This window comes from Actinoplanes sp. NPDC051859, assembly GCF_044452725.1.
Lineage (GTDB): Bacteria > Actinomycetota > Actinomycetes > Mycobacteriales > Micromonosporaceae > Actinoplanes.
Genome location: NZ_JBITBX010000005.1, coordinates 344,664 through 369,287, shown reverse-complemented (window position 1 = coordinate 369,287; position 24,624 = coordinate 344,664). Strand labels below are relative to the sequence as shown.

General features: G+C 72.2%; 24 protein-coding genes. 8 read left to right on the top strand and 16 right to left on the bottom strand.

What is annotated here, in order from left to right; all coding sequences use genetic code 11:
• Nucleotide 1: 1 nt before the first annotated feature.
• From ACIA1L_RS15695 to ACIA1L_RS15680, 4 genes are all read right to left on the bottom strand, one after another.
• A complete protein-coding gene (locus tag ACIA1L_RS15695) occupies nucleotides 2-898 on the bottom strand; it encodes an aminoglycoside phosphotransferase family protein (protein ID WP_396073393.1) in 897 nt (298 codons plus the stop codon).
• An 8-nt stretch (nucleotides 899-906) separates the two neighbouring features.
• Nucleotides 907-1,872 (bottom strand): NlpC/P60 family protein, encoded by a 966-nt coding sequence (locus tag ACIA1L_RS15690; RefSeq protein WP_396073392.1) that lies wholly within the window; start codon nucleotides 1,870-1,872, stop codon nucleotides 907-909.
• Between the two features lie 67 nt (nucleotides 1,873-1,939).
• Nucleotides 1,940-2,860 (bottom strand): M56 family metallopeptidase, encoded by a 921-nt coding sequence (locus ACIA1L_RS15685; RefSeq protein ID WP_396073391.1) that lies wholly within the window; start codon nucleotides 2,858-2,860, stop codon nucleotides 1,940-1,942.
• Nucleotides 2,857-3,222, bottom strand: a complete 366-nt coding sequence (locus ACIA1L_RS15680) for a BlaI/MecI/CopY family transcriptional regulator (protein ID WP_396073390.1) — start codon at nucleotides 3,220-3,222, stop codon at nucleotides 2,857-2,859. Before ACIA1L_RS15680 ends, ACIA1L_RS15685 begins: the two co-directional genes overlap by 4 nt.
• A gap of 76 nt (nucleotides 3,223-3,298) precedes the next feature.
• Between ACIA1L_RS15680 and ACIA1L_RS15675 the strand changes: the two genes are divergently transcribed.
• The 4 genes from ACIA1L_RS15675 to ACIA1L_RS15660 all read left to right on the top strand — a co-directional run bounded on the left by ACIA1L_RS15675 (nucleotide 3,299) and on the right by ACIA1L_RS15660 (nucleotide 9,551).
• Complete coding sequence (locus ACIA1L_RS15675; protein WP_396073389.1) at nucleotides 3,299-4,678, top strand: cytochrome ubiquinol oxidase subunit I; 1,380 nt, start codon at nucleotides 3,299-3,301, stop codon at nucleotides 4,676-4,678.
• Between the two features lie 12 nt (nucleotides 4,679-4,690).
• Nucleotides 4,691-5,671 (top strand): cytochrome d ubiquinol oxidase subunit II, encoded by a 981-nt coding sequence (cydB, locus tag ACIA1L_RS15670; protein ID WP_396073388.1) that lies wholly within the window; start codon nucleotides 4,691-4,693, stop codon nucleotides 5,669-5,671.
• Nucleotides 5,668-9,015: a thiol reductant ABC exporter subunit CydC gene (cydC, locus tag ACIA1L_RS15665; RefSeq protein WP_396073387.1), complete on the top strand. Its 3,348-nt coding sequence runs from the start codon at nucleotides 5,668-5,670 to the stop codon at nucleotides 9,013-9,015. Before cydB ends, cydC begins: the two co-directional genes overlap by 4 nt.
• Before the next feature lie 110 nt (nucleotides 9,016-9,125).
• Nucleotides 9,126-9,551 carry an STAS domain-containing protein gene (locus ACIA1L_RS15660; protein ID WP_396073386.1) on the top strand — a complete coding sequence of 142 codons (426 nt, stop codon included), beginning with the start codon at nucleotides 9,126-9,128 and terminating at the stop codon, nucleotides 9,549-9,551.
• Here ACIA1L_RS15660 and ACIA1L_RS15655 read toward each other — a convergent pair.
• From ACIA1L_RS15655 to ACIA1L_RS15615, 9 genes are read right to left on the bottom strand one after another with little or no spacing between them, the layout of a single operon-like run.
• On the bottom strand, nucleotides 9,465-10,022 hold the full coding sequence (locus tag ACIA1L_RS15655) for a hypothetical protein (RefSeq protein ID WP_396073385.1): 558 nt from the start codon (nucleotides 10,020-10,022) through the stop codon (nucleotides 9,465-9,467). The genes ACIA1L_RS15660 and ACIA1L_RS15655 overlap by 87 nt on opposite strands.
• Before the next feature lie 16 nt (nucleotides 10,023-10,038).
• On the bottom strand, nucleotides 10,039-11,007 hold the full coding sequence (locus ACIA1L_RS15650; protein ID WP_396073384.1) for a DNA topoisomerase IB: 969 nt from the start codon (nucleotides 11,005-11,007) through the stop codon (nucleotides 10,039-10,041).
• Nucleotides 10,991-11,920 carry a glycosyltransferase family 9 protein gene (locus ACIA1L_RS15645; protein ID WP_396073383.1) on the bottom strand — a complete coding sequence of 310 codons (930 nt, stop codon included), beginning with the start codon at nucleotides 11,918-11,920 and terminating at the stop codon, nucleotides 10,991-10,993. The genes ACIA1L_RS15650 and ACIA1L_RS15645 overlap by 17 nt, the downstream gene beginning before the upstream one ends.
• Nucleotides 11,917-12,597 carry an SDR family oxidoreductase gene (locus ACIA1L_RS15640; RefSeq protein ID WP_396073382.1) on the bottom strand — a complete coding sequence of 227 codons (681 nt, stop codon included), beginning with the start codon at nucleotides 12,595-12,597 and terminating at the stop codon, nucleotides 11,917-11,919. Before ACIA1L_RS15640 ends, ACIA1L_RS15645 begins: the two co-directional genes overlap by 4 nt.
• Before the next feature lie 2 nt (nucleotides 12,598-12,599).
• The gene (locus tag ACIA1L_RS15635; RefSeq protein WP_396073381.1) at nucleotides 12,600-13,994 is read right to left on the bottom strand and encodes a PfkB family carbohydrate kinase; all 1,395 of its coding nucleotides are present in this window, start codon (nucleotides 13,992-13,994) and stop codon (nucleotides 12,600-12,602) included.
• Nucleotides 13,991-14,605 (bottom strand): SIS domain-containing protein, encoded by a 615-nt coding sequence (locus ACIA1L_RS15630; protein ID WP_396073380.1) that lies wholly within the window; start codon nucleotides 14,603-14,605, stop codon nucleotides 13,991-13,993. Before ACIA1L_RS15630 ends, ACIA1L_RS15635 begins: the two co-directional genes overlap by 4 nt.
• A complete protein-coding gene (locus tag ACIA1L_RS15625; protein ID WP_396073379.1) occupies nucleotides 14,605-15,831 on the bottom strand; it encodes a glycosyltransferase in 1,227 nt (408 codons plus the stop codon). The genes ACIA1L_RS15630 and ACIA1L_RS15625 overlap by 1 nt, the downstream gene beginning before the upstream one ends.
• A complete protein-coding gene (locus tag ACIA1L_RS15620; protein WP_396073378.1) occupies nucleotides 15,822-16,751 on the bottom strand; it encodes a glycosyltransferase in 930 nt (309 codons plus the stop codon). The genes ACIA1L_RS15625 and ACIA1L_RS15620 overlap by 10 nt, the downstream gene beginning before the upstream one ends.
• The gene (locus ACIA1L_RS15615; RefSeq protein ID WP_396073377.1) at nucleotides 16,748-18,325 is read right to left on the bottom strand and encodes an HAD-IIIA family hydrolase; all 1,578 of its coding nucleotides are present in this window, start codon (nucleotides 18,323-18,325) and stop codon (nucleotides 16,748-16,750) included. Before ACIA1L_RS15615 ends, ACIA1L_RS15620 begins: the two co-directional genes overlap by 4 nt.
• 232 nt (nucleotides 18,326-18,557) lie before the next feature.
• Here ACIA1L_RS15615 and ACIA1L_RS15610 point away from each other — a divergent pair, with 232 nt between their 5' ends.
• Nucleotides 18,558-19,964, top strand: a complete 1,407-nt coding sequence (locus ACIA1L_RS15610; RefSeq protein ID WP_396073376.1) for an aldehyde dehydrogenase family protein — start codon at nucleotides 18,558-18,560, stop codon at nucleotides 19,962-19,964.
• Between the two features lie 42 nt (nucleotides 19,965-20,006).
• Complete coding sequence (locus tag ACIA1L_RS15605; protein WP_396073375.1) at nucleotides 20,007-20,636, top strand: DUF899 family protein; 630 nt, start codon at nucleotides 20,007-20,009, stop codon at nucleotides 20,634-20,636.
• Here the strand turns inward: ACIA1L_RS15605 and ACIA1L_RS15600 are convergent.
• The gene (locus ACIA1L_RS15600; protein WP_396073374.1) at nucleotides 20,633-21,082 is read right to left on the bottom strand and encodes a group II truncated hemoglobin; all 450 of its coding nucleotides are present in this window, start codon (nucleotides 21,080-21,082) and stop codon (nucleotides 20,633-20,635) included. The two genes, ACIA1L_RS15605 and ACIA1L_RS15600, sit on opposite strands and share 4 nt — an antisense overlap.
• Nucleotides 21,083-21,171: 89 nt before the next feature.
• Complete coding sequence (locus tag ACIA1L_RS15595) at nucleotides 21,172-21,627, bottom strand: pyridoxamine 5'-phosphate oxidase family protein (RefSeq protein WP_396073373.1); 456 nt, start codon at nucleotides 21,625-21,627, stop codon at nucleotides 21,172-21,174.
• A 27-nt stretch (nucleotides 21,628-21,654) separates the two neighbouring features.
• Between ACIA1L_RS15595 and folP the strand changes: the two genes are divergently transcribed.
• The gene (gene folP / locus ACIA1L_RS15590) at nucleotides 21,655-22,539 is read left to right on the top strand and encodes a dihydropteroate synthase (RefSeq protein ID WP_396073372.1); all 885 of its coding nucleotides are present in this window, start codon (nucleotides 21,655-21,657) and stop codon (nucleotides 22,537-22,539) included.
• On the opposite strand, the gene ACIA1L_RS15585 is transcribed toward folP, so the two are convergent.
• Nucleotides 22,536-23,081 (bottom strand): TetR/AcrR family transcriptional regulator, encoded by a 546-nt coding sequence (locus ACIA1L_RS15585; RefSeq protein ID WP_396073371.1) that lies wholly within the window; start codon nucleotides 23,079-23,081, stop codon nucleotides 22,536-22,538. The genes folP and ACIA1L_RS15585 overlap by 4 nt on opposite strands.
• Before the next feature lie 88 nt (nucleotides 23,082-23,169).
• Here ACIA1L_RS15585 and ACIA1L_RS15580 point away from each other — a divergent pair, with 88 nt between their 5' ends.
• Nucleotides 23,170-24,576: an MFS transporter gene (locus ACIA1L_RS15580; RefSeq protein ID WP_396073370.1), complete on the top strand. Its 1,407-nt coding sequence runs from the start codon at nucleotides 23,170-23,172 to the stop codon at nucleotides 24,574-24,576.
• The last annotated feature ends 48 nt before the right edge of the window (nucleotides 24,577-24,624 follow it).

Genomic DNA, 24,624 nt, shown 5'->3' with positions numbered 1-24,624 from the left:
GTCAGGCCAGTAACGGCCGCAGGGCGAGCGCCACGGCGTGAGCCCGTCCGGGCCGGGTGCTTCCCCCCTCGGCGTCCCACACTTCGGAGAGCACGGCTTGCACGAACCCCCAGGCGACCACCCGGTCCAGGGGCAGGTCCAGACCGTCCGCGAACTGCTCGACCCGGCGCTGCAGCAGGCTGAGGACCGGTTCAGCACCGTCGAGCGGGTTGTAGAGCACCGGGCCGATCTCGGCGCACGGGTCACCGACCACGCCGTGGGGGTCGATAGCCAGCCACGGCTCCCGGTCGGCGGCGAGGACGTTGTCGTGGTGCAGGTCGCCGTGCAGTACGACGCGGGTCGGCGCCGAGGCGCACAGGTCCGCGTACCGGTGCATCGCCTCGGCGACCAGGTCGTGGGGTAGCCGGCCGGTCGGCCGGTCGAGGTAGGCGGCGAAGTCAGCGGTGCGGTCTGCGAGATCCGACAGCCGCAGACCGGCGGGTGCCGGCCGGTGGAGTCGACGCATGACGTCGATGAGGACGCCCGTCGCGCGTTCGTCCTCGTGCTGGACCAGGGTGCGCAGCGTGGTGCCGGGCGTGAGGCGTTCCAGCAGCAGCGCGCCCGCGGCGGCGTCGGAGTCCAGCAACCGCGCCGCGGCCCGGCCGTCGAACCAGGCGAGGGCGGTGGCCTCCGCCACCAGATGACCCGACTCGGCGAGGCCCAGTTTGAGCACTGCAGGGGAACCATCGGCCCGGCGGACCGGCGCGACCCAGTTGAAGCTCAGCGGGTACGCCGGCCCGACCGTGAGGTCCCACCGCCGGGCCACCGCCGCGATCCGCTCCGGCAGGTCCGCGAGCCAGGCGCGGCCGGCGTCGCCCCAGGTGCCGGTGACGTTGCGGACGAAGGCGGCGGGAAACACGGCCAGGCTCAGCCCGCGGGTCTGCGGATGCCGCTGATGGCTCCCACGTAGTCGATCGATGCCATCCGGACATGATCGCCGGAGTGCGGCGCGTGCACCATCGTGTTTCCGCCGACGTAGATGCCGACGTGATGCACGGGACTGCCGTAGAACACGAGGTCGCCCGGCTGCAGATCGGCGCGGTCCACCGAGCGGCCCGAGCGGATCTGGTCCCCGGTGTAGTGGGCGAGCCCTACGCCGACCGCCGCCCAGGCGACCTTGGTGAGGCCGGAGCAGTCGTAACTGTTCGGGCCTTCGGCGCCGAAGACGTACGGCTTGCCGATCAATGCGCACGCTCGTTGCGCCGCGCGCCCGCCCTGGTCGTTGGTGTACTTCACCGGGCACGGACCGGTACGGAAGGGCCCTTGCTTCGCGCCTGACGCGCCGTACGCCTGGGTGCGAAGTTTTTGCAGCTCGTCGACCTTGCGTTGGATGGCCGCCTTGCGGGTGGCGAGGTCGGCGTCGCGGGCCGCGACGGTGTTGGTGAGGGTGGCTAAGGCCTTGCGGTCCGCGGCGTACCGGTCGCGCAGTTTGACCACACCCGCCACCTGCCTGTGCTGGTGGCGGGCGAGTTGGTCGAGCAGGGTGAGCTTCTCCGTGAGGCCGGTGGCCGAGCCGCTGACCACCATGGCCTGGACGGCACCGGGTGACCCCTGGCGGTAGGCGTCGCCGGCCAGCCCGCGCACGCTCACCAGGGCCAGGTCGACCTGGTGCTGCAGCGGGGCAAGGCGCGCGCTGATCGCCTTCAGCCTGGTCCGGTTCTTGATGAGCTGGTTGTGGGTGTCGTTGTACTGCTCGATGACCGGTTCGAGCTTGTTCCACTGCTCGTCGATCCGCTTTTCGATGGTCGAGGGTGACGGCACGCCGATGGCGGCCGTGGGAGCGAGCAGCACGCTCAGCCCGACCAGGACGCCGAGCAGGCTGCGGAGGATCATGGCGCCACCGTACGCTGCGTTACCCGCAAATCCCAACAGAGCGTGATCAAACTGGCCGAATGGCTGGTCAGAACGGCCAGGTTGTCACCGCCTCGGTGAGCCACGGGACGACGAGAATCACTGTGGGTAACACCAGCAGGCTCGCCGCGGCGGCTAGCGCCAGCGCTGTCCAGGCCCGGGACCGAACGTCCGCTCCGGCGAGCCGCTCGGCCCGGCGGTGGCGCTCCAGCTCCGCGTCGCCACCCGCCTCGGCGGGCGTGTCCGGACGCACCGCGTCGCCGAGCACGGTCAGAGCCGCCCGCAACGGTTCCGCTCCGCAGCGGCGCCGGGCCGCATCGTCGGCCACCATCTCCAACAACAGGTGTACGGCATCCAGCGGCGCCCGACTCCGCAACGGCCGCGGCACCGCACGGTAGAACGCGGTGAACGACTCCATCACCAGGTCATGCCGATGCCGCAGGTGGGCCTGCTCGTGCGCGATCACCGCCGAAACCTGCGCCGCGTCGAGGATCTTCAGTGCTCCCCCGCTGACCACCACCCGCGGGTCCCGCCCGGGCAGGCAGTAGGCGAACGGCAGGGGGCCGTCGAGCACCCGCAATCCGGGCGGCACCTCGCCCGGCAACTCGCCGTGGCGTTCGGCAGCGTCCAGCAGGTCGACCAGCAGGCGGTGCCGGGCCCGTCGGGTCCGCGACCGGTGGGTGACTCCCACGAGCGAGACCAGCAGCCGGACGATGATCAGGGCGGCGACGGCCAGCGCGGCGATCAGCGCGGCGGCGCGTACGGGGGCGCCGGAGCCCAACTCGTGCACCAACTCCTGCGGTGCGGCGAGCACGACGCCGAGCGCGCACAGAATGCCGGCCAAAGTGATGCTCTGCCACAGCGCGACAGCCGCAGCCGGGGCACGGTCCGGCCAGCGAGCCGCGGCGAGGGCACCCGGCACCGCCAGGGACAGGGTGAGTCCCAGCGCGCCGAGCAGCAGCGCGGTCACCCGGCGGCCGGTCCCTTCCGGGCCGCCTCGATGGCGGCGGTCAGCGCGGACGGGTCGATGCGTCCGACGAAATGGGCCAGCGCCGCGTCCCGTACGCCATCGGGGGCGGCACTGAGCGCGTCGAGCATCAGCGCCGCGGTCATCTCCTCGCGGGACTGTGCGGGGGCGTACCGGTAGGCCCGGTCGGCTTTCTGCTGGATGACGACGCCCTTCTTGGCGAGCCGGTCCAGCACGGTCATCACCGTCGTGTACGCGAGGTCGCGGTCGGCGCTGAGCCGATCGTGCACCTGGCGCACGGTCAGCGGCTCTCCCGCGGTCCACAACTGCTGCATGACCTCGCGTTCGAGGTCTCCCAAAGCCATGTGAGCCACTCTACTGCACAACGTCGTACTACGCGTCGTAGTATCTACTACGATTCGTCGTAGATGGGGGTGCCGCATGGACGTGCTCGACCTGACCCGGCTGCAGTTCGCGGTCGTGACGATCTACCACTACTTTTTCGTCCCGCTGTCGATCAGCCTCGCCGCCACCGCGGCCGGGCTGGAGATCGCCTGGCTGCGTACCAAAAAGGAGCGCTACCGCGACCTCACGCTCTTCGTCGGCAAGCTGTTGATCGTGACGTTCGCCGTCGGCGTGGTCACCGGGCTGGTCCAGGAATTCCAGTTCGGCATGGGCTGGAGCGCGTTCGCCCGCTTCTACGGCGACGTCTTCGGGCCGACGCTCGCCATCGAGGGCATGCTCGCGTTCTTCCTCGAGGCCACGTTCCTCGCCCTGTGGTACTTCGGCCGCGACCGCATGCCCCGCGCCCTGCACGCCGCCACCATCGTCATCGTCGCGATCGGCACCGTGCTCTCGGCGTTCATCATCCTGGCCGCCAACTCGTTCATGCAGAACCCGGTCGCCTACTCGCTCGACCCGGAAACCGGCCGGGCCCGCCTCGACGACTTCGGCGCCCTGCTGTTCAACGAGGTCAACCTGGCCGCGTTCCCGCACACCCTGGCCGGCGCCGCCATGGCCGGCGGCTCGCTCCTGCTCGGCATCGGCGCGTGGCGGCTGCGGCACGGCGGCGAGCCCACACACCGGACGCTGGCGCGACTGGGTGCCTGGATCACCGTCACAGGCGGCGCGCTCACCGCCCTGACCGGCGACCACCTGGGCAAAGTCATCACCGAGGTGCAGCCGATGAAGATGGCCGCCGCGGAAGCCCTCTACCGCACCACCACCGGCGCACCCTTCTCACTCTTCGCGCTCGGCTCCCCCGACGGCGGCGAGCCCTTCCTCAGCATCGAGATCCCCCACCTGCTGTCCATCCTCACCACCGGCGACCCAGGCGCCACCGTCCAGGGCATCGACGACCTTCAAGCCCAATACACCGCACAGTACGGCCCTGGCAGCTACATCCCGATGATCCCGGTGGCGTTCTGGTCGTTCCGGCTGATGATCGGCATCGGCGTCCTGGCCGCAGCGGTCGCCGGGTACTACCTCTGGCGCACCCGCCGGGGCCGCACCGCCCATCCGCTCCTGCTGCGCCTGCTGCCGCTGATCCCGGTGTTGCCCGCCGCCGCGAACACCTTCGGCTGGATCTTCACCGAGACCGCCCGGCAGCCCTGGCTCGCCTTCGGCATCTCCCGGGTCGCCGACGGCATCACGCCCGGCCTCACCCGTGCTGAGGTCATCGCCTCCCTGATCGGCTTCACCGTCGTCTACGGGATCCTCGCCGTCGTCTGGGTGCGCCTCGTCCGGCACCTGTCCCGACAACCTCTCGCCCCGCAACCGGCCGACACCGCCACCGAGCCGGTCCCGGCTCCCGTCTACTGAGGAGACGCCGGAATGATCACCGTCTGGTTCTCGCTCGTCGTCCTCTGCTGGGTGCTGTTCTTCGTCCTCGAAGGCTTCGACTTCGGCGTCGGCATCCTCAGCCCCGTCCTCGGCCGCGACGACCACGAGCGCGGCGCGGTCGTCCGCACCGTCGGGCCATTCTGGGACGGCAACGAGGTGTGGCTCGTCGCCGCCATCGGCGTCACCTTCGCCGCTTTCCCCGACTGGTACGCCGCCCTGCTCGCCGGTCTCTACCTCCCCATGGCCGCCCTGCTCCTACTGCTCGCCGTCCGCGGCGTCGCCCTGGAATTCCGCGGCAAGGGCGATGGCCCGCGCTGGCGGCGCCGCTGCGACCTGGCCCTGGCTGCCAGCTCAGCAGGGATCGTGGCCCTGTTCGGTGCCGTCCTCGGCGCCCTCACGCACGGCCTCGCCCTCGGCGCCGACGGCGAGGTCACCGGCACCGGCGCGGCGCGCAGCCTCGCACCCCTCGCCACACTGCCCGCCCTCGCCGGCGCTGCCGCCGCACTCTTCGCCGCCCTGCTCATCGGCGCCACCTTCCTCGCCCTGCGCACCACCGGACCGATCCACGCCCGGGCCCGGACGGCGAGCGTGCGGCTGGCCGCGGCCGGAACGCTCGGATTCGGCGTCATCGGCACTCTCGGCGGCTACCGTCCGGTGCTCGTCGCCGCCGTCCTCTGCCTCGGCGTCACCCTCGTCGCCCGGCACGGACGGGAGCTTGTCGCCTTCACCGTCACCGCCGCCGGTGTCGCTGCCGCCGTCGTCGCGACCTTCACCGCCCACGGCGACGTCGTGCTCCGCAGCACGCTCGACCCGACCTGGTCCCTCACGATGACCAGCGCCGCTGCCACCGGCGAAACGCTGCAGCTGATCAGCATCGCCGGCATCGTGATCCTCCCCGGAGTCCTGGTCTACCAGGCCTACTCCTACTGGGTGTTCCGCCGCCGGGTCGCCAGCGAGCGGGTGGCCTCGTGAACCGGGCGCCGATCGATCCCCGACTGCTGCGACAGGCGCGCTCCGGGCGTACCGGAATCGGGATCCTGGCGGTGCTCGGCGCCGGACAGGCCGCCGCGACCGTCGCCGTCGCTGCTGCCCTGGCCCGCATCCTGACCGGCCACGACGCACTCGCGTTGCTCGCCGCAGCGTTCCTGGTGCGGGCCGCACTCACCTGGGCCGAACAAGTCGTCGCCCAACGGACCGCCGCCCGGGTCACCGACGAACTGCGCCGCACCACCCTGCACGCGGCCCTGCGCCAAGGTCCGGCCCGCGTCGCCTCCGCCGGCAGCGGCCGCCTCACCGCGGCGCTGACCGACGGCGTCGACGCGCTGCGGCCCTGGTTCACCGGATATCTGCCCGCCCTGGTGCTCGCCCTGGCACTGCCACCCCTCGTGGTCATCGCGATGGCGCTCATCGACCCCGCCTCGGCGATCGTCACCCTGGTCACGCTGCCGCTCGTCCCCGTGCTCGGCGCCCTCATCGGCTGGGCGACGCAGCACCGGGCCCGCCAGGCCTGGACGGCGAACACCCGCTTGGCGGGTCACTTTCTCGACGTCGTGCGCGGGCTCGCCACCCTGCGGGTCTTCGGGCGGGCGCAGCGGCAGATCTCCGCGGTGCGCGAGCTCACCGACCACCACCGGACCGCCACCGTACGGGTGTTGCGCGTCGCATTCCTCTCCTCCACCGCACTCGACCTGCTCGGCACCCTGTCTGTCGGGCTCATCGCGGTCGGCGCCGGACTCCGGGTCGCCGCCGGAGACCTGGACCTGGGCACCGCCCTCCTGGTGATCCTGCTGGCGCCCGAGGCGTACCGGCCGCTGCGCGAGGTGGCGGCAAGATTCCATGCGAGCGCTGACGCGTCCGCGGTGATCGGGGACCTGGACGAGGTCATCCGCGACGACGCCGTGTACATCCCAGCGTTTTCCGGTGACGGCGAGCGGCCCGGCGTGGTCGCTTCCCGGCTGCGGGTGCGCTACGCCGGGTCGGCAGTAGACGCTCTCACGCTGGATTCCCTCGTGGTCCGAGACGGGGAGATCGTCGCCGTCAGCGGACCGTCCGGAGCCGGCAAGACGACACTGCTGCGGGTCTTGGCGGGGCTGCATCCGGCGGACGAAGGACGGGTCGTCCGCAGCGGACCGGGCGTGCTCTACCTGCCCCAACGACCGGCGTTGCCACACGTCCGCACGGTCGCGGACGTGTTTGCCCGCGCCGAACCTGACGAGATCCGGGCAGCGCTGCGGACAGTGGGGCTCGATGAGGAGATCACTGCGGAAACGGTGCTCGGCGAACACGGGTCCGGGGTATCCGCCGGACAGCGGCAACGCCTTGCCCTGGCGGCAGTGCTCCGCGCGGCAGAGCGGCGGCCGGCTCTGCTCCTGCTGGACGAGCCCACCGCCCACCTGGACGCCGCGGCGGAACAAGACGTTATTGCGCAGCTCCGGGCGGCGGCGGCGCGTGGGTGTGCGGTCCTGGTCGTGGCACACCGCCCGGCCCTGCTGGCCGCCGCCGACCGTCTCGCGCCTGTGCTCCCACCGGACCCAGCTCCGGGCGGCATGCCGGACGCCGGCATTGCAGGTCCGGACCCGGCGATGAGCCGGGACGCTCCAGGAGTTTCCGCCAACTGCCGGTCGACGGATCAGATGTGGTCAGAGCCGCTCTGCGTACGCCGTCCTAGGAAGATAGGTGGCTGGCGAAGGAGCAGCGCGTCTCGGGCGGCCGGGCGGGTGGAGACGGCGGTCGGGCTCGGGGCGGCGGCGTGGTTCGCCGGGTTGGTCCTGACCGCGGCAGCGGCATGGTTACTGGTACGGGCCGCGTCCCAGCCCCCGGTGCTGACCTTGTCCACCGCGGTGGTGCTGGTCCGCGGCTCGGCGGTTGCCCGACCCCTGCTGCGATACCTGGAACGCCTCGTCGCGCACCACGTGGCGTTCGCGCAGCTCGGGCGGTGGCGGTCGCGGGTCTACGCCGACCTCGTCCCGCGGGTGCCCGGGCCGCGGACCCGGCGCCGGGGCGACCTCCTGACCCGGATCGGCGCCGACGTCGACGCGCGGGTCGACGGGTTGCTGCGGGGCAGGCTACCCGCCCTGAGCGCAGTGATCGCTCTGGGCGTGGGAACGGCGGCAGCGGTCGCTGTCGTGCCTGCGCTGGCGCTACCCCTGGGGGCCGGACTCCTGATCTCGGCAGGTGCCGCTCCCCTGCTCGCCGGGTGGCTGTCCGAGCGGGTGGAAGCGGCGACGGGCCGGGCCCGGGCGGAGCTGCGGGACGCCGTCGTGGAAACCATCGACGGCATCGAGGAGTTGGCCGGGCTTGGGGCGGACGCTCTGGGCGTACCCGAGCGACGCAGCCGCACCCTGGCCCGGTTGGAAGCGCGAGCGGCAACCGGGGCCGGGGCCGCCGCAGCACTGAGCCTGCTGGGCTGGGGGCTGGCCGTCGTGGGTACGGCCGTCGTGCTGCACGATGCCACCCTCGCACCGGAGTGGACGGCCGTCCTGCTCCTCGGCGTCGTCGTCCTCGGCGAGCCGGTGGCCGTCCTCACCGACGCGTCGATCGCCCGACGCCGGGCGGCCGTGGCGCGGGACCGGCTGGCCGAGATCCAGACTCAGGCGGCACCGGCGACGCACCTGCCCGCGCCCTCGGCCGGCGTGAGCGTGCGGAATCTCGTCGCGGGCTGGGAGCCGCAGCGGGAGCCGGCGCTGCGCGGTATCGACATGGAACTGCCGCCAGGCGCCCGGGTGGCGGTGCTCGGCCCCTCCGGCGGCGGCAAGTCCACCCTGGCCGCGGTCCTGGCCGGGCTGCTCGACCCGCGTGGCGGGACAGTCCGGCGCCCGGCGCGCACGGTGCTGGTCAGCGACGAGACCGATCACGTGTTCGCGTCGACCGTACGGGAGAATCTGCGTCTTGCCGATCCTGCCGCGACGGACCGGGACCTGATCGCTGCCTTGACCCGGGTGGGTCTGCATCCGTGGCTGTCGGGGCTGCCCGCCGGGTTGGACACGTGGCTGGGCACCGGCGGGAGCACGATCTCGGGCGGACAGCGGCGACGGCTGGCGACCGCCCGCGCGCTGCTCGCCCACCCGGATCTTCTGCTCCTCGACGAGCCGACCGAAGGTTTGGACGAGGCGGGAGCGGCGGCGCTGATGGCCGATCTCCTCGCCGCCGCCGGGCCCTGCACGGTGCTGCTGTTCACCCACCGCACGGAGGGGTTGGACCGGGTGGATGACATGTACGAGCTGCGCCGCGGACAGTTGACCCGCACAGAATCGGTCCGGATGTGTGACAACCGGGCCACAACCCTGGTGGATCCGGCCGGAAGGGAGAAGGATTGACCCGGAGCTGTCTATCCGGGAGTGTTTGTCGTGAACAGACCGTTTCTCATGGTGGACAGTCCCCCGATCCGCTCATCGGCGACCCCGGCCAGCCGACCGGGACCGGCCGCATGACCCACGTCATCGACGGCGGAGGCCGACTGCGCGCGGCGGTGTCCTCCGACGACGATCAGGTTGTCGTCACCCTCACCGGCGAGATCGACGTCGCCAGCGGGCCGCCCCTGGCGGAGCTGCTCGGCGCCGCGCTGGACTGCGGGGTGGGCCGCCTCCAGGTGTGGCTGGCCCAGGTCGGCTTCGTCGATGTCTACGGCCTGCGGGTGCTCCGACAGGTGCACCGGCAGGGCGCGGACCGGGGCATCATGGTCACCCTGCACGAGCCCCAGCCGCACATTCGCTGGCTCATCGAGGTCGCCGGCGCCGCCCCGCTGCTGGCTGACCATGCGGCGCAGTCAGCGCCCGACCCCCAGATCGGCGTACCGGATGATGTGCGCACCCAACGCGAGCACGAGCAGCAGTTCCGCCACCGAGACGGCTAGCAGGTCGCCCCGCGCCGGGCCGAGTACCCAGAACACCACCAGCGCGCTCACCGCGGGCAGGCAGAAGGTGCCAAGGTCAACGATGAGCTGGGAAACCTTGCGCAGCCGGCGGTCCGGGTCCGAGCGGTGCGCGGTCTCCCAGCCGAAGATCCCCGCCGCGTCGTCCTCCGACGCACCGGCCAGCTCCGCGAGCTTCGGCGCCAGGGTCAGCCGCATGTACCGGCCGAGCGCGGACACCTTCTCGTCGTTGACCAGGTATGTCCAGCCGAGCACCACGCACACCGGCGGCAGCAGCAGAAGCACGCCGGTGTTCCCCCGCGGTGCGAGCGTTGCCGCCACGACGCCCGCCATCGAGGCCAACGTCGCATAGATCAGATTGTCGCGGAAGCCGATCCGGGTCTTCTGCTCGTCCTTGAGCCGCTCGTACTCGACGAGCAACAACTTGCCGGTGGTCACTGAGGAATCGCTCACCCCGCCATCCTGCCGGTCAGTCGGTGAGCAGGTCGAGGACGGCGGCCTCGGTCGGCTCGTCCACGGTGCGGCCCTGCTCGTACGCCTCGACGACGCGCGGGTCCACGTACGAGCTGCGGGCCACGGCCGGGGTGTTGCCGAGCAGGCCGGCGACCTCCTTCATCGCGTGGGACACCGCGCGTTTGCGGGCCGTCTTCGTCTCCTGCGGTCCCGCCTCGGCGAGCACGCCGGCGGCTTTGACAGTGCCGTGCCAGGTCCGGAACACCTTTGCCGTCATCTCCTCGCCGCTGACCTCGCGCAGGTAGTCGTTGACGTCGTCGGCGCGGATCTCCCGCCAGGTGCGCGCCGACGGATCCCAGTACGCGAAGAGCCGGTCGGCGTCCTTGCGTCGCCGTTTCAGGTCGCGCAGCACCTGGCAGACCTCGCCGTCGTCGACTCCGGTGGTGTGCTCGACGCCCGACTTGCCGGTGAACTCGAGCACGACACAGCCGCCGCGGGTGCGGACGTGGTCCGGGCGCAGGGTGGACAGGCCGTAGGAGGGGTCGTCGTCGCGTCGGGCGTACTGATCGCTGCCGACCCGGAACATGCCCATGTCGAGCAGCCGGGTGATCGCCGCCAGCACCCGGTCCCGGGTGAGGCCGCGGCCGCTGAGGTCGGTGCAGAGCCGGGACCGGATCTCGGGCAGCCGTTCGGCGATGTCGAGGGCATGGTCGAACTTTTTCTCGTCGCGGGCGGTGCGCCACTGCGGGTGATAGATGTACTGCTTACGCCCGGCAGCATCCACCCCGGTGGCCTGGATGTGGCCGCGCTCATCGGTGCTGATCCACACGTCGGTCCAGGCCGGCGGGATGACGAGCGCCTTGATCCGGGCCACGGCCTGCTTGTCCGTCAGCGTCTTGGCCGCGGCGTCCAGATAGCGGAAACCCGTGCCGTGGCGCCGGCGGGAGAAACCGGGCCTGCCGAGGTCGCTACGCCGTAACCGCATAGCGGTGCACCTCGCGAACCGCGGCAAGCACCTCGTCGACGTCGATGGCCGCCAGCGCCGGGTGGACGTCGGGTCCGGGCAGGTCGCCGCGCTCCGCCCGGGTGCCATGCCAGATCGCCCGATGGTACGGACGCTCCGGCGGCGGACCCCACCGGCGCGGCGGCACCGGGCCGAAGAGCACCACGGACGGCGTCCGGTAGGCGGTAGCCAGGTGCGCGATGCCGGTGTCGCCGCTCACCACCAGCCGGGCGTGGGCCACCAGTCCGGCCAGCTCACCCAGCCCGGTGCGGACCGCGGCGGACGGGGCAAGTCCGGCGCGGGCGGCCACGTCGGTGGTGAGTGCCCGTTCGGTGGCCGAGCCGGTGACGAGCACGCGGTGCCCGGCTGCGGCCAGGCCTTTCGCGACGGCGGCGTACCGGTCGGGGGGCCAGCGCCGGGCTGGCGATTTGGCGCCGGGGTGCACCAACGTGACGCCACGCACGGCGGCGCCGGGGTCGATCAGCGCGAGATCGGACGGATCGGCAGCGACGCCGTAGTGGCGCAGCATCCGGCACCAGCGTTGCACCTCGTGTTCCTCCTCGGCCCAGGGCGGACCGTCCAGATGCCCCGCCGCGGGAGCGGCAAACCCCCACAGACGCGCTGGACCGGCGGCCTGCAACAGCCGGTGCGACTGCGGGCCACGGCCGTGCAGGTTGACCGCCAGCTCAAGCGGCGGCAGCGTGGGCAGCGGCACGTCGAGCCCGGCGAGCGGGACGACCCGATCAATGCCGCCGACCAGCGCGATCAGCGGGTGGAGCCAGCTCGGCGCGGCTAGCGCCAGGGTGCGGGCCGGGAACGCAGCCCGCACCGCCCGCAGCGTCGGGACAGCCGCGGCGAGGTCGCCGACGCCGAGCGCCCGCAACAGCAGGATCACGGGTACGAGCTCTCCTGCTCGGCGGCGATCACGAGTTCCCGAACGGCACATCCGGCGGGCTGACCGAGCGCGAACATGATGGCGTTCGCGACGTGCGCCGGGTCGTTGAGGACCGCGTCCGGCCCCGGTTTGTACCGCTCGTCGCGGTCGTCGAAGAACTTCGTGTGCATGCCACCGGGGACCACCAGGGTGACGTTGACCTGCCCGGCCAGTTCGGCGGCGAGGGCCCGGGTGAACCCCACGACCCCGAACTTCGCGGCGCAGTACGCCGTCGCGTCGCTGACCGCCTTGACGCCCAGCGTGGAGGCGATGGTCACCACCGCGCCATGCGACTCTTTGAGCGCGGGGACGGCGGCCCGGATCACCGCGGCCGTGGCGAGCAGGTCGATGGTCACGATCCGGTCCCACACCTCCCCCGGGACGTCGGCGAGCGCACCGGGCACGTCCATCCCCGCGGCGGTCACCACCCCGTCGATCCTCCCGCCAGCACGGGCGATGAGGTCCCGGGTGGCCGCCTCCGCGGCACGGGTGTCCGCGAGATCGCATGCGATCCACTCCACCCCCGCCGCGGGCGGCTGTCGGTCGATGACGAAGGGTCGGCCCCCGGCCTGGGCGACGGCGGCGGCGACCGCGGCGCCGAGGCCGCTCGATCCGCCGGTCACGATGACTGCGTCCATGATTACCTCCTGGTGGCGGCACGCGCCGCGGCGATGGTTCCGGTGGTGGAACGGCCGTCGAGATAGGGAACGATCACGGCCTGACCGCCCCAGTGCTGCAGCAGGGCGGCCTCGGGCAGGTCCGGCCCGCCGTCTGCGTAGTCACCGCCCTTGACCCACACGTCCGGGCGCAGCCCGGCCAGCACCGCCTCCGGGGTCGGCTCGTCGAAGATCACCACGGCGTCGACGCAGTCCAGCGCGGCGAGCAGCCGGGCCCGGTCGGCCTGGGCGGTCAATGGCCGCTCCGGCCCCTTCAGCGCGGCGACGCTGCGGTCCGAATTGAGGCAGACGATCAGGCAGTCACCGAGCTTCCGGGCGGCCTGCAGGGTAGCCAGGTGTCCGATGTGGAGCAGATCGAAACAGCCGCCGGTCGCTACGACGGTGCCGCCGAGCGCCCGCGTCTCGGCGGCCAGCTGGCCCGCCGCGGCAGCGCCGATCCGCTGAGGCGGTTGCGCCGCGCGGTCGGGGGCCAGGGCGGCGGCCACCCCACCGGCGGCCACGTACGCGGTGGCGGCGGCGACCGCCTCCTGGACTGCCTCGGAGACCAGAGCGCCCCGAGCCAGCGCAAGCGCGGCAGCGACGGCGAACCGGTCGCCGGCGCCGCACGTGTCGCCCGCCGCTTCCAGGGGAGCGGGCACCACCAGCGGAGTCGGACCTTGATGACACAGCACTGCTCCTGCACTGCCGATGGTGACGGCCACCGCCCCGGCCCGCCAGCGCTGCCGCAGCAACTGCCCGGCACGCTGCGCGGTGACCAACACAGAGCCGCCGCCCGCATCGCCGCTCCAGGCCCGAAGCTCGACCTCGTTCGGGGTGATCAGGCGTGCGCCGGGCACTGGAGCTGCCCCGAACGGGTGCGGATCCCACACGATCGGTGCCTTCGTTGCCGCCAGCGCCTGACGGAGGTCCCGCTGCTGGGTGACACCGCGGCCGTAGTCGCTGACCAGGACAGCCGCAGCCGCGCGCAACACGTCGAGCGCGGCCTGCGGCACGGCTCCCGGCGGTTCCGGCTCGCCACCGCGGTCGAGGCGTACGAGGACCTGAGTTCCGGCGCGCAGGCGAATCTTCTCCGGTGTGCCGCCCGGCAACGGCAGCGCGTAGACGGCGATGCCCGCAGCCGTCAGCAACTCGCTCAGCCGCACCGCGGCGGAGTCGTCGGCGAGGGCAGTGATCAGGGCGACGTCGTGGTCACCCCCGGCGGCGAGCAGCGCGGATAGGCCGGCACCGCCGGGACGGTCGGTGACCGACCGCTCCTCCAACACCGGGGCCGGGGCGTCCGGAGCCACCCGACGAACCGTGCCGTCGACGTCGCGGTCGAGCAGCGTGTCGCCGACCACGACGAGCAGCGGGCGGCTCACGACACCAACACCGCCTCCCGACGGTCCACCCCGGCTTTTCCCAGCACGGCCGGCAACGCCCGATCCAGGTACTCGCACAGCACATGCACCGAGATCAGCTGCAGTTCCTGCACCAGCTGCGCGTCCGCGGACGGGCAGCACAGCGCCTCGTCACAGGCGTCAGCGAGTGGGTTTCGACCAGGGCCGACCAGTGCCCACGACCGCACCCCCACCTCCCGGGCGACGTGCGCGGCCCGAAGCAGGTTTGGACTGCGCCCGCTCGTCGACATCAGCAGGAGGATGTCCCCCACCCGGCCGTGCGCCCGGACCTGCCGGGCGAACACCTCGTCGTAGCCGTAGTCGTTGCTGATCGCCGTCACCGTCGACGAGTCCGGCGTGAGCGCGATGGCGGACAACGGCACCCGTTCGTCGCGCAGCCGGCCCACCAGTTCGGCGGCCAGGTGCTGGGCCTCGGCCGCGCTGCCGCCGTTGCCGGCGATCAGCAACCGGCCGCCGGTGCCCAGATGGTCCGCCAGCGCGGCGCCCCAGCGCGCGAGCAGCCCGGACGCGGCGACTCGGAACGGTCCCAGCGCCGCCGCCATGCCGCGCACGTGGGTGTCCAACGGATCCATCACACAACCACCTCTCGAGGAAACTTCGGGCTGGTCGGGCGCCGGTCGGCGACGCTCGTGTAGACGGCGACGAGCAGAGTGGCGATGCGCTGCCACGAATAGGAGTGCACGGCCCGGTCCGCCGCGGCTGCGCCGTACGCCACCCGGCGCAGGTCGTCGCCGAGCATGCGGCGCAGGGCGATGCCCAGCCCGCGCGGGTCGCGAGGCGCGACAAGGTCGCCGGTGATGCCGTCGACGACCGTGTCGGTGAGGCCCCCGACGGCGGTCGCCACGACGGGTACGCCGCACGCCATCGCCTCCAGCGGTGTGAGCCCGAACGGCTCGTACCAGGGGGTTGCGGCGAGCACGTCCGCCGACCGGTACCAGCGCGGCATCTCTGCGGCGGCGACCGCGCCACACAGGTGCACCCGTTCGGCCACCCGGTGCTGCTCGGCCAGGGCACGCAGGCGCTGGGCGTACGGGTCGGCGTGGAGCCGCTCGGCCGGTGGGCCGCCGACCACCACCAGCTCGGTGTCCGGCACCGCCGGCAGCGCTCGGATCAGGTCCTCGTAGCCCTTGCGCTCGACCAGGCGGCCGACGGTGAGGACCCGTGACCGGTGGTTCCCGCGCGGTTCGGCGGGCCCGTCGGCGCGGAACCGGACGATGTCGACGCCGGAGGGCACGAGCGTCATCCGGCTGCGGGGCACGCCCAGGAGCAGCAGCTCCGCCACCTCGTCCTGGCACTGCACCACGACCCGGTCGACGACCCGGCCGAGCTCGCGCTCGTACGCGATCCGCTGCGCGGGACTGGTGTCGGCGGCACCCTGGTGGCGGCGCTTGACCGAGCCGAGCGCATGGTAGGTGAGCACGACCGGCACGTCGCAGGCACGGGCGGCGGTGACCGCGGCGAGCCCGCTCATCCAGAAGTGGGCGTGCACCACGTCGGGCTGCCAGTGCTCCCGCCAGTCGGCGGCGGTCCACTGTGCAAAGGCACCCATGTACGGCAGCAGTTCGTCCTTACCCAGGGTCGTGGCGGGTCCCGCAGCCACCTGCACCACTTCGAAGCCGTGCGCGGCGACTACGGGCGGCGCCGCGGCGTCGTCTCTGCGGGTGTAGACCCGGACCTGGTGTCCCAGCTCGGCGAGTGCGGCGGCCAACGCCGCGACGTGCGCGTTCTGACCGCCCGCGTCGACGCCACCGAGTGCCGACAGGGGACTGGCATGCTCGGAGATCATCGCTATCCGCATGTTTCCTCTTCCAGGAGTCGATCCCAGTCCGCGAGGAAGCGGTCGAGGCCGTAGCGGGTCAGGGCGACCTGCCGGGCGCGCTCGCCCAGCCGCCGGGCCGCCGCCGGCTCGTCGATCAGCCACCGCGCCGCCTCGACCAGGGTGTCCACCCGGGTAGCGAGCACGCCGGCATCGTCCGGTATGGCGGCGACGGCCTCGGTGGTTGCCAACGCCAGAACCGGCATGCCCAGCTGCATGGCCTCGATCAGGCTGAGGCCCAGCGACGTCCACCGGCACAGGTGCAGATAGGCCCGCCGCTGGGCGATTGCCGCATGCATTTGTGCCTGCGGCGGATCGTCGTAGCCGGTGACACCGGCGATCCGCAGTTCAGCGACGCCCATGCCGTACACGTCGAGCGGGGCGACCGCCGCGAACCGCGGCAGGAGATCGGTGCCGGTGACCCGGTGCCGGCGGACCGGTTCGTTGGTGACCACGCAGAGTCGGTCGAGCTCGCCCGTCCAGCGGGCGGCGGGTTCGACGATGCCGTGTTCGATGACGGTGGTCCGGGTGGCACCGGTGTCCCAGAACAGCTCATTGAAGTGGGTCACGTGGGCGATGACGAGGTCGTCGCGGTCGGCCAGCGGGTGCCGGGTGTTCGGGACGTCGCCCCGCGGGGTGTTGTGTTCGACGTAGATTTTCGGTACGCGCAGGTGCGCCACCCGGTCGAGCTCAGCGGGACGTTGGAGGACGACGATGTCGATGTCGTCGGACCGCAGGGCGCCCACGTCGATCTCCTCGACGGTGTCCGGCCAGTCGAACGTGCGGGCCCGGCCGCGCCCCCACTCGTCGCGCCCGGCATTGACCGGCACCAGGTACCGGTGCTTGCCCTGAACGAACGACGTCGCCCAGGAGCCGTGCACGTGCCAGAGCAGAATGTTCACGCGGCTACCTCTTCTCTTCGCTGTTCGGGCGCCCGTACGCCGAGCAGCCGCAGGGCAGCGAGCACCTCGGCGGGACGGATCGTCGTGAGGCAGGGGTGGCCGGGCACGGCGCAGCGGGTGTCCCGGGTGTCTCGGCACGGGGCTTCGGCGTCACCAAGACGCACGTGCGGCACTCGGTAGGGCCCCCACTGCCCGAAGGGGACGGTGGGTGCGAAGAGGCTGACCACGGGGGTGCCGACGGCAGCGGCGAGGTGGGCGGGTCCGGTGTTCCCCACGATGACGCAGGCTGCGCCCGCGAGCAGGTCAGCAAGGGCGGGCAAGCTGAGCAGTCCCGCGTCGGCGGCCACCTGGGCGGCGACGAAGGCGGCCAGGTCCCGTTCCTCGGGGCCGCCGGTCACGACGACGCGGTGGCCGGCGGCGGCGAGGGCGGCGACGACCGCCCGCATCGTCTCCGGCGGGCAGGACCGCGCGGCGACCGAGGCGCCGGGGTGCACGACGATGTAGTCCCCACGGTCGCGGACCGGGCCGGGCACGATGCGCATCCCACCGTCGTCGGTGTCCGGCAGCGCGAAACCCGCGGCGGCAGCAACCGAGCGGGCCCGTTCCGCTTCCGGCAGACCCACGGGTACGCGGTGCCGCACGTCCAGCAGCGACCCGGGGTAGTCCTCGCTGATCGCCGTGATCCGACCGATCCCCACGGCGCGAAGCAGCAACGCCAGCGGCAGCGCCGACTGATGGTATGAGGTGAAGATGATGGCCTCGTCCGCGCCGATCCCGGCGAGTTGGGCGGTGAGCTCCCGGACGTACGCGGCGTCCACGGGTGCCGGTCGGGGGTCGATCCAGGGCAGCCGAGCCTCGACGATCTCGGCAACGCCGGGCAGCAACTCGGCCGCGGCGCGACCGCGTGGCCCACAGAGGAGGACCACGCGCTCTGCACTGGCGGCGACCGCACGAATGCCCGGACCGGTCACCAGCACGTCACCCGCCGAGTCGGCGCGGACCACCAGCACCGTTCCGGCGCGTTCGCGCACGCTGCACGGTGTCACCAGGCGCTGCCGTTCGAGGATCAGCTCGGCGGCGGCGGGGAGGTCCGCGACCACGGCGGGGGCGGCGGCGATCTCGGGCGGCAGCGTCACCGGCGTGGGTATGAGGATCCCGGCGGCGCCCGCAGCCCCGGCGGCGACCATGTCCCGGCCGATGTCGCCGACGACGATGCACCGCTGCGGAACCGTGCCGAGGGCCGCCGCGGCGTCCTCGATCAGCCCCGGCGCGGGTTTGCGGCAGCGGCAGCCGGCTGCGTCGTCGTGCGGGCAGATCCGCCAGACGTGGAACGGTCCGAGGAGCTCTTCGACGCGGGAGTGCACCGCCTCAAGTTGCGCCCGGGTGAACCGGCCCCGGGCCAGCCCGGACTGGTTGGTGACGACGCCGAGCCGCAGTCCGGCGGACCGCAGCCGATCCAGTGCGGCTCGCGCGCCGGGCATGGGCCGCACCAGTGCCGGGTCCCCGTTGTAGGGGACGTCGACCACCAGCGTGCCGTCCCGGTCAAAGAGGACGGCATCATGCAGGGCCCTCACCGATCAAGCTCTACCGGCCGGGTTCTGCGCTCGGGCAACCGTTGCAGGGTGGCGGGATCCCGGCAGATCGAGGTGTTTCCCAGGGCTCGCATGGCGCGCCGGGTACCCGGAGAAGATCCACTTACTCGCCCGAGCACCGACTTCTTCCAAGATTCACTCTTTGGGTCCCCGACCTGCACAAATAGATGCACGACGAGGTTAGATCCGGCCGGTCGCGGGCATCCGGCGCGCCATGTACGACGTCACACACTTCATCGACGGCCGCGCGTGTAACGGCAGCGGGACACAGATCCACACGGTCCGGAATCCGGCGAACGGCGAGCCGGTCAGCGCCGTACGGATCGCCGCACCAACCGACGTGTCCGACGCTGTACGGGCTGCTCGCGCGGCCGGTCCCGGGTGGGCACGGACGGCTCCGACGAACCGGGCCGCGGCGCTGCATGCTGCGGCCGACGCGGTCGAGACGGCAGCCGACGAACTGGCTCACCTCATGCACTCGGAAATGGGCAAGCCGGTGGCCGGTGCACGGGATTCGGTCGATGCCGGAGTCGCCACCCTGCGGCAGTACGCCGAACTCGGCCCCGCTCACCGGGGGCGTGCCCTGGCCGGACAGCACGACGCGATCGACCTGATGGCGTACGGCCCACGGGGTGTCGTCGCCGCGATCACCCCGTGGAACGATCCGGTAGCGATCTCCTGTGGTGTGCTCGGCGCGGCCCTGGTCACCGGCAACACCGTGATCGCCAAGCCGAGCGAGCGCACCCCGGCGACCAGCCAACGCCTCGTGCAGATCCTCGCACCGCACTTCCCCACCGCAGTGCTGTCCCTCCTCAGCGGGGACGGCACCGTCGGCGCCGCACTCTGCGCCGAGAACGTGGCCGTCGTGGCGCATATCGGCTCCTCGGCGACCGGTCGGGCCGTCGCTGCGGCGTGTGCGCGTACGGGAGCAAAGGCCCTGCTGGAGAACGGCGGCAGCGATCCGTTCATCGTGGACGACGGGGTGGATCCGGTGTGGGCGGCCGAGCAGGCGGCGCTGGGCGCTTTCGCCAACTCCGGCCAGATCTGCGTGGCGGTCGAACGGATCTACGTGCACCGCCGGGTGGTGGAGCCGTTCCTGGCGGCACTGTGCAAGGAGGCCGCGCGGTGGGCCACCGACCTCGGCCCCCTCGTCGACACCCGACTTCGTGAGGCGGTGCACGACCAGGTCAGGGCGGCCGTGGCCGCGGGCGCCCGGGTGCTCACCGGCGGCACGGTTCCGGACGGGCCAGGCGCGTACTATCCGCCCACCGTGCTCGCCGACTGCCGGGACGAGATGGCCGTCGTGCGCGAGGAGACGTTCGGTCCGGTGGCGCCGGTGGTGCCGGTGGCGTCGTTCGACGAGGCTCTGGCCCGGGCCACGGATTCGGCGTACGGGCTCGCCGCGACCGTCCTGACTCCGTCGATGAGCCACGCCCAGCGCGCCTGGCGCGACCTGCCGGTCGGCACCGTGAAGATCAACGCGGTCTTCGGCGGTGCCCCGGCCGGTGCCGCCCACCCGCGTCGCGGCAGCGGACAAGGCTTCGGGTACGGCCCCGAGCTGCTCGACGAGCTGACGGTGACCAAGGCGGTCCACCTGGAGGCCCCGCCCACCGGCTGGTAGTTCACCGGTTTCCGCGCGGCCTCCGGGGGCACCCTCGATGCTATGGAGAAACCAGTCGTAGTGAGCCCGGCGGAGTGGGAAGCCGCCCGGGCGGAGCTGCTCAAGGCGGAGAAGGAAGCAACCCGGAGCTTGGACGCGCTCGCCGCGCGACGACGGCGCCTGCCGATGGTCCGGTTCGCCACCACGTACACCTTCGACGCGCCGGCCGGCCCACGGTCGCTCATCGACCTGTTCGAGGGTCGCGACCAACTCGCCGTGTACCAGTTCATGGACAACGGGCCCGACCACTTCTGCCCCGGCTGCACGGCGTTCACCGACAACGTGCCGCCCGCTGCCCTGGCGATGTTGGCCGAGCACGGCATCAGCTGGGCCACCGTCTCTGACATGCCGCTGCGCCAGATCGAGGCGTACCAGGCCGAGCGCGGTTGGACGGTCCCGTTCGTGTCGTCGCGGGACACGACGTTTGCCGCGGACTGTGGTGCGGACGGCGGCTTCCTGCTCAGCATGTTCCTGCGGGACGGCAGCGAGGTGTACCGGACGTACAGCACCACCGCGCGGGGCGTCGACCGGTTGCTGTTCTCGCACAACATCCGCGACCTCAGCGTGTACGGCCGCCAGGAGGATTGGGAGGACTCCCCCGCCGGTTGGCCGCAGCACCCCACGTACGGCTAGTCCGGCTGCAGCCCGTCCCAGGACCAGCGCGGCACAGTCAGGCCCGCAGGCACGTCGGCCACCGCGTCGTAGCGGTGATTCAGTGCCTCGGTGGCCCAGGCGAAGTAGTCGTGCAGGACCTGGCGGAGCGGTTCGACGGTAAGCCCCGCATCCACCAGCGCCGCATCGAAGCAGGCGAGCGCCCGCCGGTCCATGTCGTCGTGCGGGCCGTTGCCGCTGTGCATGCGGACGACCGAGGACTCGTCGCCGTACCGGCCGGTGAAGGCGGCCGGTCCGCCGAGCGCCTCAGCCCAGTACGCCGCCAGTCGCTCGGTGTGCTGCGGATGGAAGCCGTGCCGGAAGGCGTGGCTTACTTCCTCGTCGACGAGCACCCGGGCGTGCCAGGCGGCGGCGAGCCGCTGCAGCCCTGCCGCACCGCCCGCGGCGTCGTACACGCTGGTCGCCAACGACCCCCCTCGGTTGTCCGCGTGGCACGTCCATCAGTGCGGCTACCAGCAGATCACCCCGGTCGAGCAGGTGGAGCGCGACGCGCCGGCTAGATCACCCAGGTGCCGGAACGCATGAGTGTGCGGCCCGGCAGCTCGTTCACCTCGCGCCAGGCTTGGATGCGGTCCGGGCGGAGCACGAGGAAGACATAGTCCGGCCCTGCGGTCCGCGGGTCCCAGTCGTTCTGCGCCGCGTAGACCGCGCCCAGCTCCTGCGCTTCCGCGACCGGCACGGTCTGCTCCCGCACCGCGTCGATCAGCACGACGTCGCGGGTGTGGCCCAGCGCCAGGCGGGCGGTGCCCTGCGCCTCGAGCGCACGCGCTGTCGGCGCGTTGCGGTCGGTTGCCAGCACGATCCGGTCGTCGTGCCACGCGAGGGTCAGCGGCACCAGATGGGGTCGCCCGTCCGACGCCGTCGCCACCCAGGCATCCACGACCCGGGCGTTCAGTTTCGCCAACACGTCGGCTTTACGCTGCACCTTTGTCCGGGGCTCGTCGCTGGTCACGCGATCATTCTCGCGTAGTCTCCCGGCGTGACCGACTACCTGCCCCCGCTGCTCCACGCCGAACGGGTCATCGGCGGCCGCCGGTTCGACTTTTCCCGTCGGGTGGCGGTGATGGCGATCGTGAACCGTACGCCGGACTCGTTCCACGACCGCGGCCGGACGTTCGCGCTGGACCGGGCCACCGAGGCGGTCCGGGCGGCGGCTGAGGCCGGTGCCGACTGGATCGACATCGGCGGGGTGCCGTTTGCGCCCGGCCCCGAGGTCAGCGCGGCGGAGGAGCTGGACCGGGTGCTGCCGGTGGTCGAGGCTGCGCAGGGGTTGGCCGTCGTGTCGGTGGACACGTTCCGCCCGGAGGTGGCCCGGGCGGTCGTCAAGGCGGGCGCCGGGGTGGTCAACGACACGTCGGGCCTGCGGGACCCGGAGATGGCCGACGTGGTGGCGGGCACGGATGCCAGCTTGGTGATCACGCACAGCTTGGCTGCGCCGCGGACGGCGTACCCGGGACCGACCTACGGCGACGTCACCACCGAGGTGGCGGACTTCCTGCGCCAGCGGGTGCAGCTGGCGCTGGATCGGGGCGTACGGCCGGAGCAGATCATCATCGACCCGGGCCACGACTTGAACAAGAACACCCTGCACACGCTGGAGGTGACGCGGCGTCTGCACGAGGTCGCGGACATCGGCCACCCCCTGCTGGCCGCGGTCAGCAACAAGGATTTCATCGGGGAGACTCTCGACCTGCCCCAGCGGGAACGCCTGTCCGGCACCCTGGCCGCGGTCGTGTTCTGTGTGCTGCGGGGCGCGCGCATCGTCCGGGTGCACGATGTCCGCCCGGCGGTGGAGGCGGTTCGGATGACCGAGGCCATGCTGGGCTTGCGCCCGCCCGCGTACACCCGGCACAACCTGCCCTAATCGCCCTCGGTCCTGCCGAGAAGCTCGGTCATCCACGGCTCGCGGGGCACCGCTTCCGGGCCGACGACGCGCATCGCGCCCAGGCAAGTGAGGAGCATGCCCATGGCGAGGAACTCGCGTGCTTCGACGTCGGTCGCGCCGGTCAGGTCGCGGATCGTGCGGTAGATCCGGCCGAAGCAGTCGCGCACCACCGGGCCGATGGCGGGGTCGGCGCTGGCCGTGAAGCCGTGCAGCAGCACGGTGATGAGCTCCTGCTGGGCGAGCAGGTCGTCGTAGGCGGCGCCGAGGCTGTCCAGGGTGGGCGTCTCGGCGGCGGCCTCGCGGAACCGCTGTTCGATGCGGTCGCCCGCGCGGCGCACGGTGGCGAGAAACAGCTGCTGCTTGGTGCCGAAGATCCGGATGACGTACGGCTGGGACACCCCGGACAGCCGCGCGACCTGGTCGGTGGTGGTGCCGGTGTATCCGCCGGTGGAGAACGCGGTGAGCGCCGCGTCGAGCAGTTGCTCCTGGCGCTCCTCGGCAGTGAGGCGAGTTCTGGGCACGAGGTCGACCGTACCTTGCCAAGGCATCAGTTGATAACTAAGGTGGCATCGTCGTTAGTTATCAGTGAATAACAACTAGGAGCACGCGATGACCGCCGTCCTCACCCGGCCTCAGGCTCCCCCCGCCGCCCGGCCGCTCGCTGCGGTGCTGGCCGCCGTCGGCATCCCGGTCTTCATGGTCACGCTCGACAACCTCGTCGTGACCACCGCGCTGCCCGTGATCAAGTCCGAGCTGGGTGCATCCCTCACCGACCTGCAGTGGTTCGTCAACGCGTACACCCTGCCGTTCGCCGCGTTCCTGCTCACGGCCGCGGCGCTGGGTGACCGGCTCGGGCGGCGGCGGATGTTCGTGGCCGGGATCGCCGTCTTCACCCTCGCGTCGGCAGCCGCAGCGCTGGCGAGCGAGCCGTGGATGCTCACCGCGGCGCGGGCGGTGCAGGGCCTGGCGGGCGCCGCTGTCGCTCCCCTGTCGCTGACGTTGCTGGCTCAGGCCGTACCCGCGGACAAGCGCAACGCCGCAGTCGGCGTGTGGGGCGGGATCAGCGGCCTGGGCGTCGCGGTCGGCCCGGTCGTCGGCGGAGCCGTGGTCGAGGGCCTGCACTGGTCCTGGATCTTCTGGCTGAACGTGCCCGTCGGCGTCGTCGCCGTCCTCCTCGCCACCACTGTGCTGCGCGAGTCGCGCGGCGGCGCACCCCGGCTCGACCCGCTCGGCCTGCTGCTCTCCGCGACCGGGATGCTCTCGCTGGTCTGGGGCGTGGTGGACGGGCCGGACCACGGTTGGACGTCCGGCCGGGTGCTCGGCATGCTCGGCGCGGGCGTCGGCCTGCTCGGCCTGTTCCTGGCCTGGCAGCGCCGCAATCCCACCCCGATGCTGCCGCTCTCGCTCTACCGGTCGCGCGGTTTCGCGCTGGTCACCGCGGTCACCTTGACCTTCTCGGCGGGCACGTTCGGCTCGGTGTTCCTGCTTTCCCAGTTCTTCCAGGTGGTGCAGGGACTCAGCCCGCTGGAAGCAGGCGTCCGCACCCTGCCGTGGACGATGGCGCCGATGGTGGTCGCGCCGCTGGCCGGCATCTTCGCCGACCGGATCGGCGTGCGAAACCTGATCGTCGCCGGTCAGGCACTGATCGCCGCGGGCATCCTCTGGATCGCTCTTGCCACCACCACCGGCGTGTCCTACCGAGACCTGGTGGTCGCCTTCGCCCTGGCCGGCGTGGGCATGGGCCTGACGTTCGCACCAATCAGCACGATGGCGCTCGGCAGCGTGCCCGCCGACCAGAGCGGGGTGGCCTCAGGGGCCAACAACACCATGCGCGAGCTGGGCGTCGCCGTCGGCGTCGCGGTTCTCGCCTCGGTCTTCAGCGAGAACGGTGGCTACACGTCCCCACAGTCGTTCGTGGACGGCCTGGTCCCCGCAGCGATCGTCGGCGCCGCCATCGTCGCGGTGGGAACGCTCGTGGCGCTGCGACTGCCGCGCCGCCCCACCCCGCGGGGCTGAACTGACGAACGGGCGGCGACCTCGCGTCGCCGCCCGTCCGCACGTCCG

Coding starts and splice junctions, on each gene's coding strand:
- ACIA1L_RS15690 (WP_396073392.1), bottom strand. CDS start 1,872: ATGATCCTCCGCAGCCTGCTCGGCGTCCTGGTCGGGCTGAGCGTGCTG.
- ACIA1L_RS15680 (WP_396073390.1), bottom strand. CDS start 3,222: ATGGCTTTGGGAGACCTCGAACGCGAGGTCATGCAGCAGTTGTGGACC.
- ACIA1L_RS15675 (WP_396073389.1), top strand. CDS start 3,299: ATGGACGTGCTCGACCTGACCCGGCTGCAGTTCGCGGTCGTGACGATC.
- cydB (WP_396073388.1), top strand. CDS start 4,691: ATGATCACCGTCTGGTTCTCGCTCGTCGTCCTCTGCTGGGTGCTGTTC.
- ACIA1L_RS15660 (WP_396073386.1), top strand. CDS start 9,126: ATGACCCACGTCATCGACGGCGGAGGCCGACTGCGCGCGGCGGTGTCC.
- ACIA1L_RS15650 (WP_396073384.1), bottom strand. CDS start 11,007: ATGCGGTTACGGCGTAGCGACCTCGGCAGGCCCGGTTTCTCCCGCCGG.
- ACIA1L_RS15640 (WP_396073382.1), bottom strand. CDS start 12,597: ATGGACGCAGTCATCGTGACCGGCGGATCGAGCGGCCTCGGCGCCGCG.
- ACIA1L_RS15630 (WP_396073380.1), bottom strand. CDS start 14,605: ATGGATCCGTTGGACACCCACGTGCGCGGCATGGCGGCGGCGCTGGGA.
- ACIA1L_RS15625 (WP_396073379.1), bottom strand. CDS start 15,831: ATGCGGATAGCGATGATCTCCGAGCATGCCAGTCCCCTGTCGGCACTC.
- ACIA1L_RS15610 (WP_396073376.1), top strand. CDS start 18,558: ATGTACGACGTCACACACTTCATCGACGGCCGCGCGTGTAACGGCAGC.
- ACIA1L_RS15605 (WP_396073375.1), top strand. CDS start 20,007: ATGGAGAAACCAGTCGTAGTGAGCCCGGCGGAGTGGGAAGCCGCCCGG.
- ACIA1L_RS15580 (WP_396073370.1), top strand. CDS start 23,170: ATGACCGCCGTCCTCACCCGGCCTCAGGCTCCCCCCGCCGCCCGGCCG.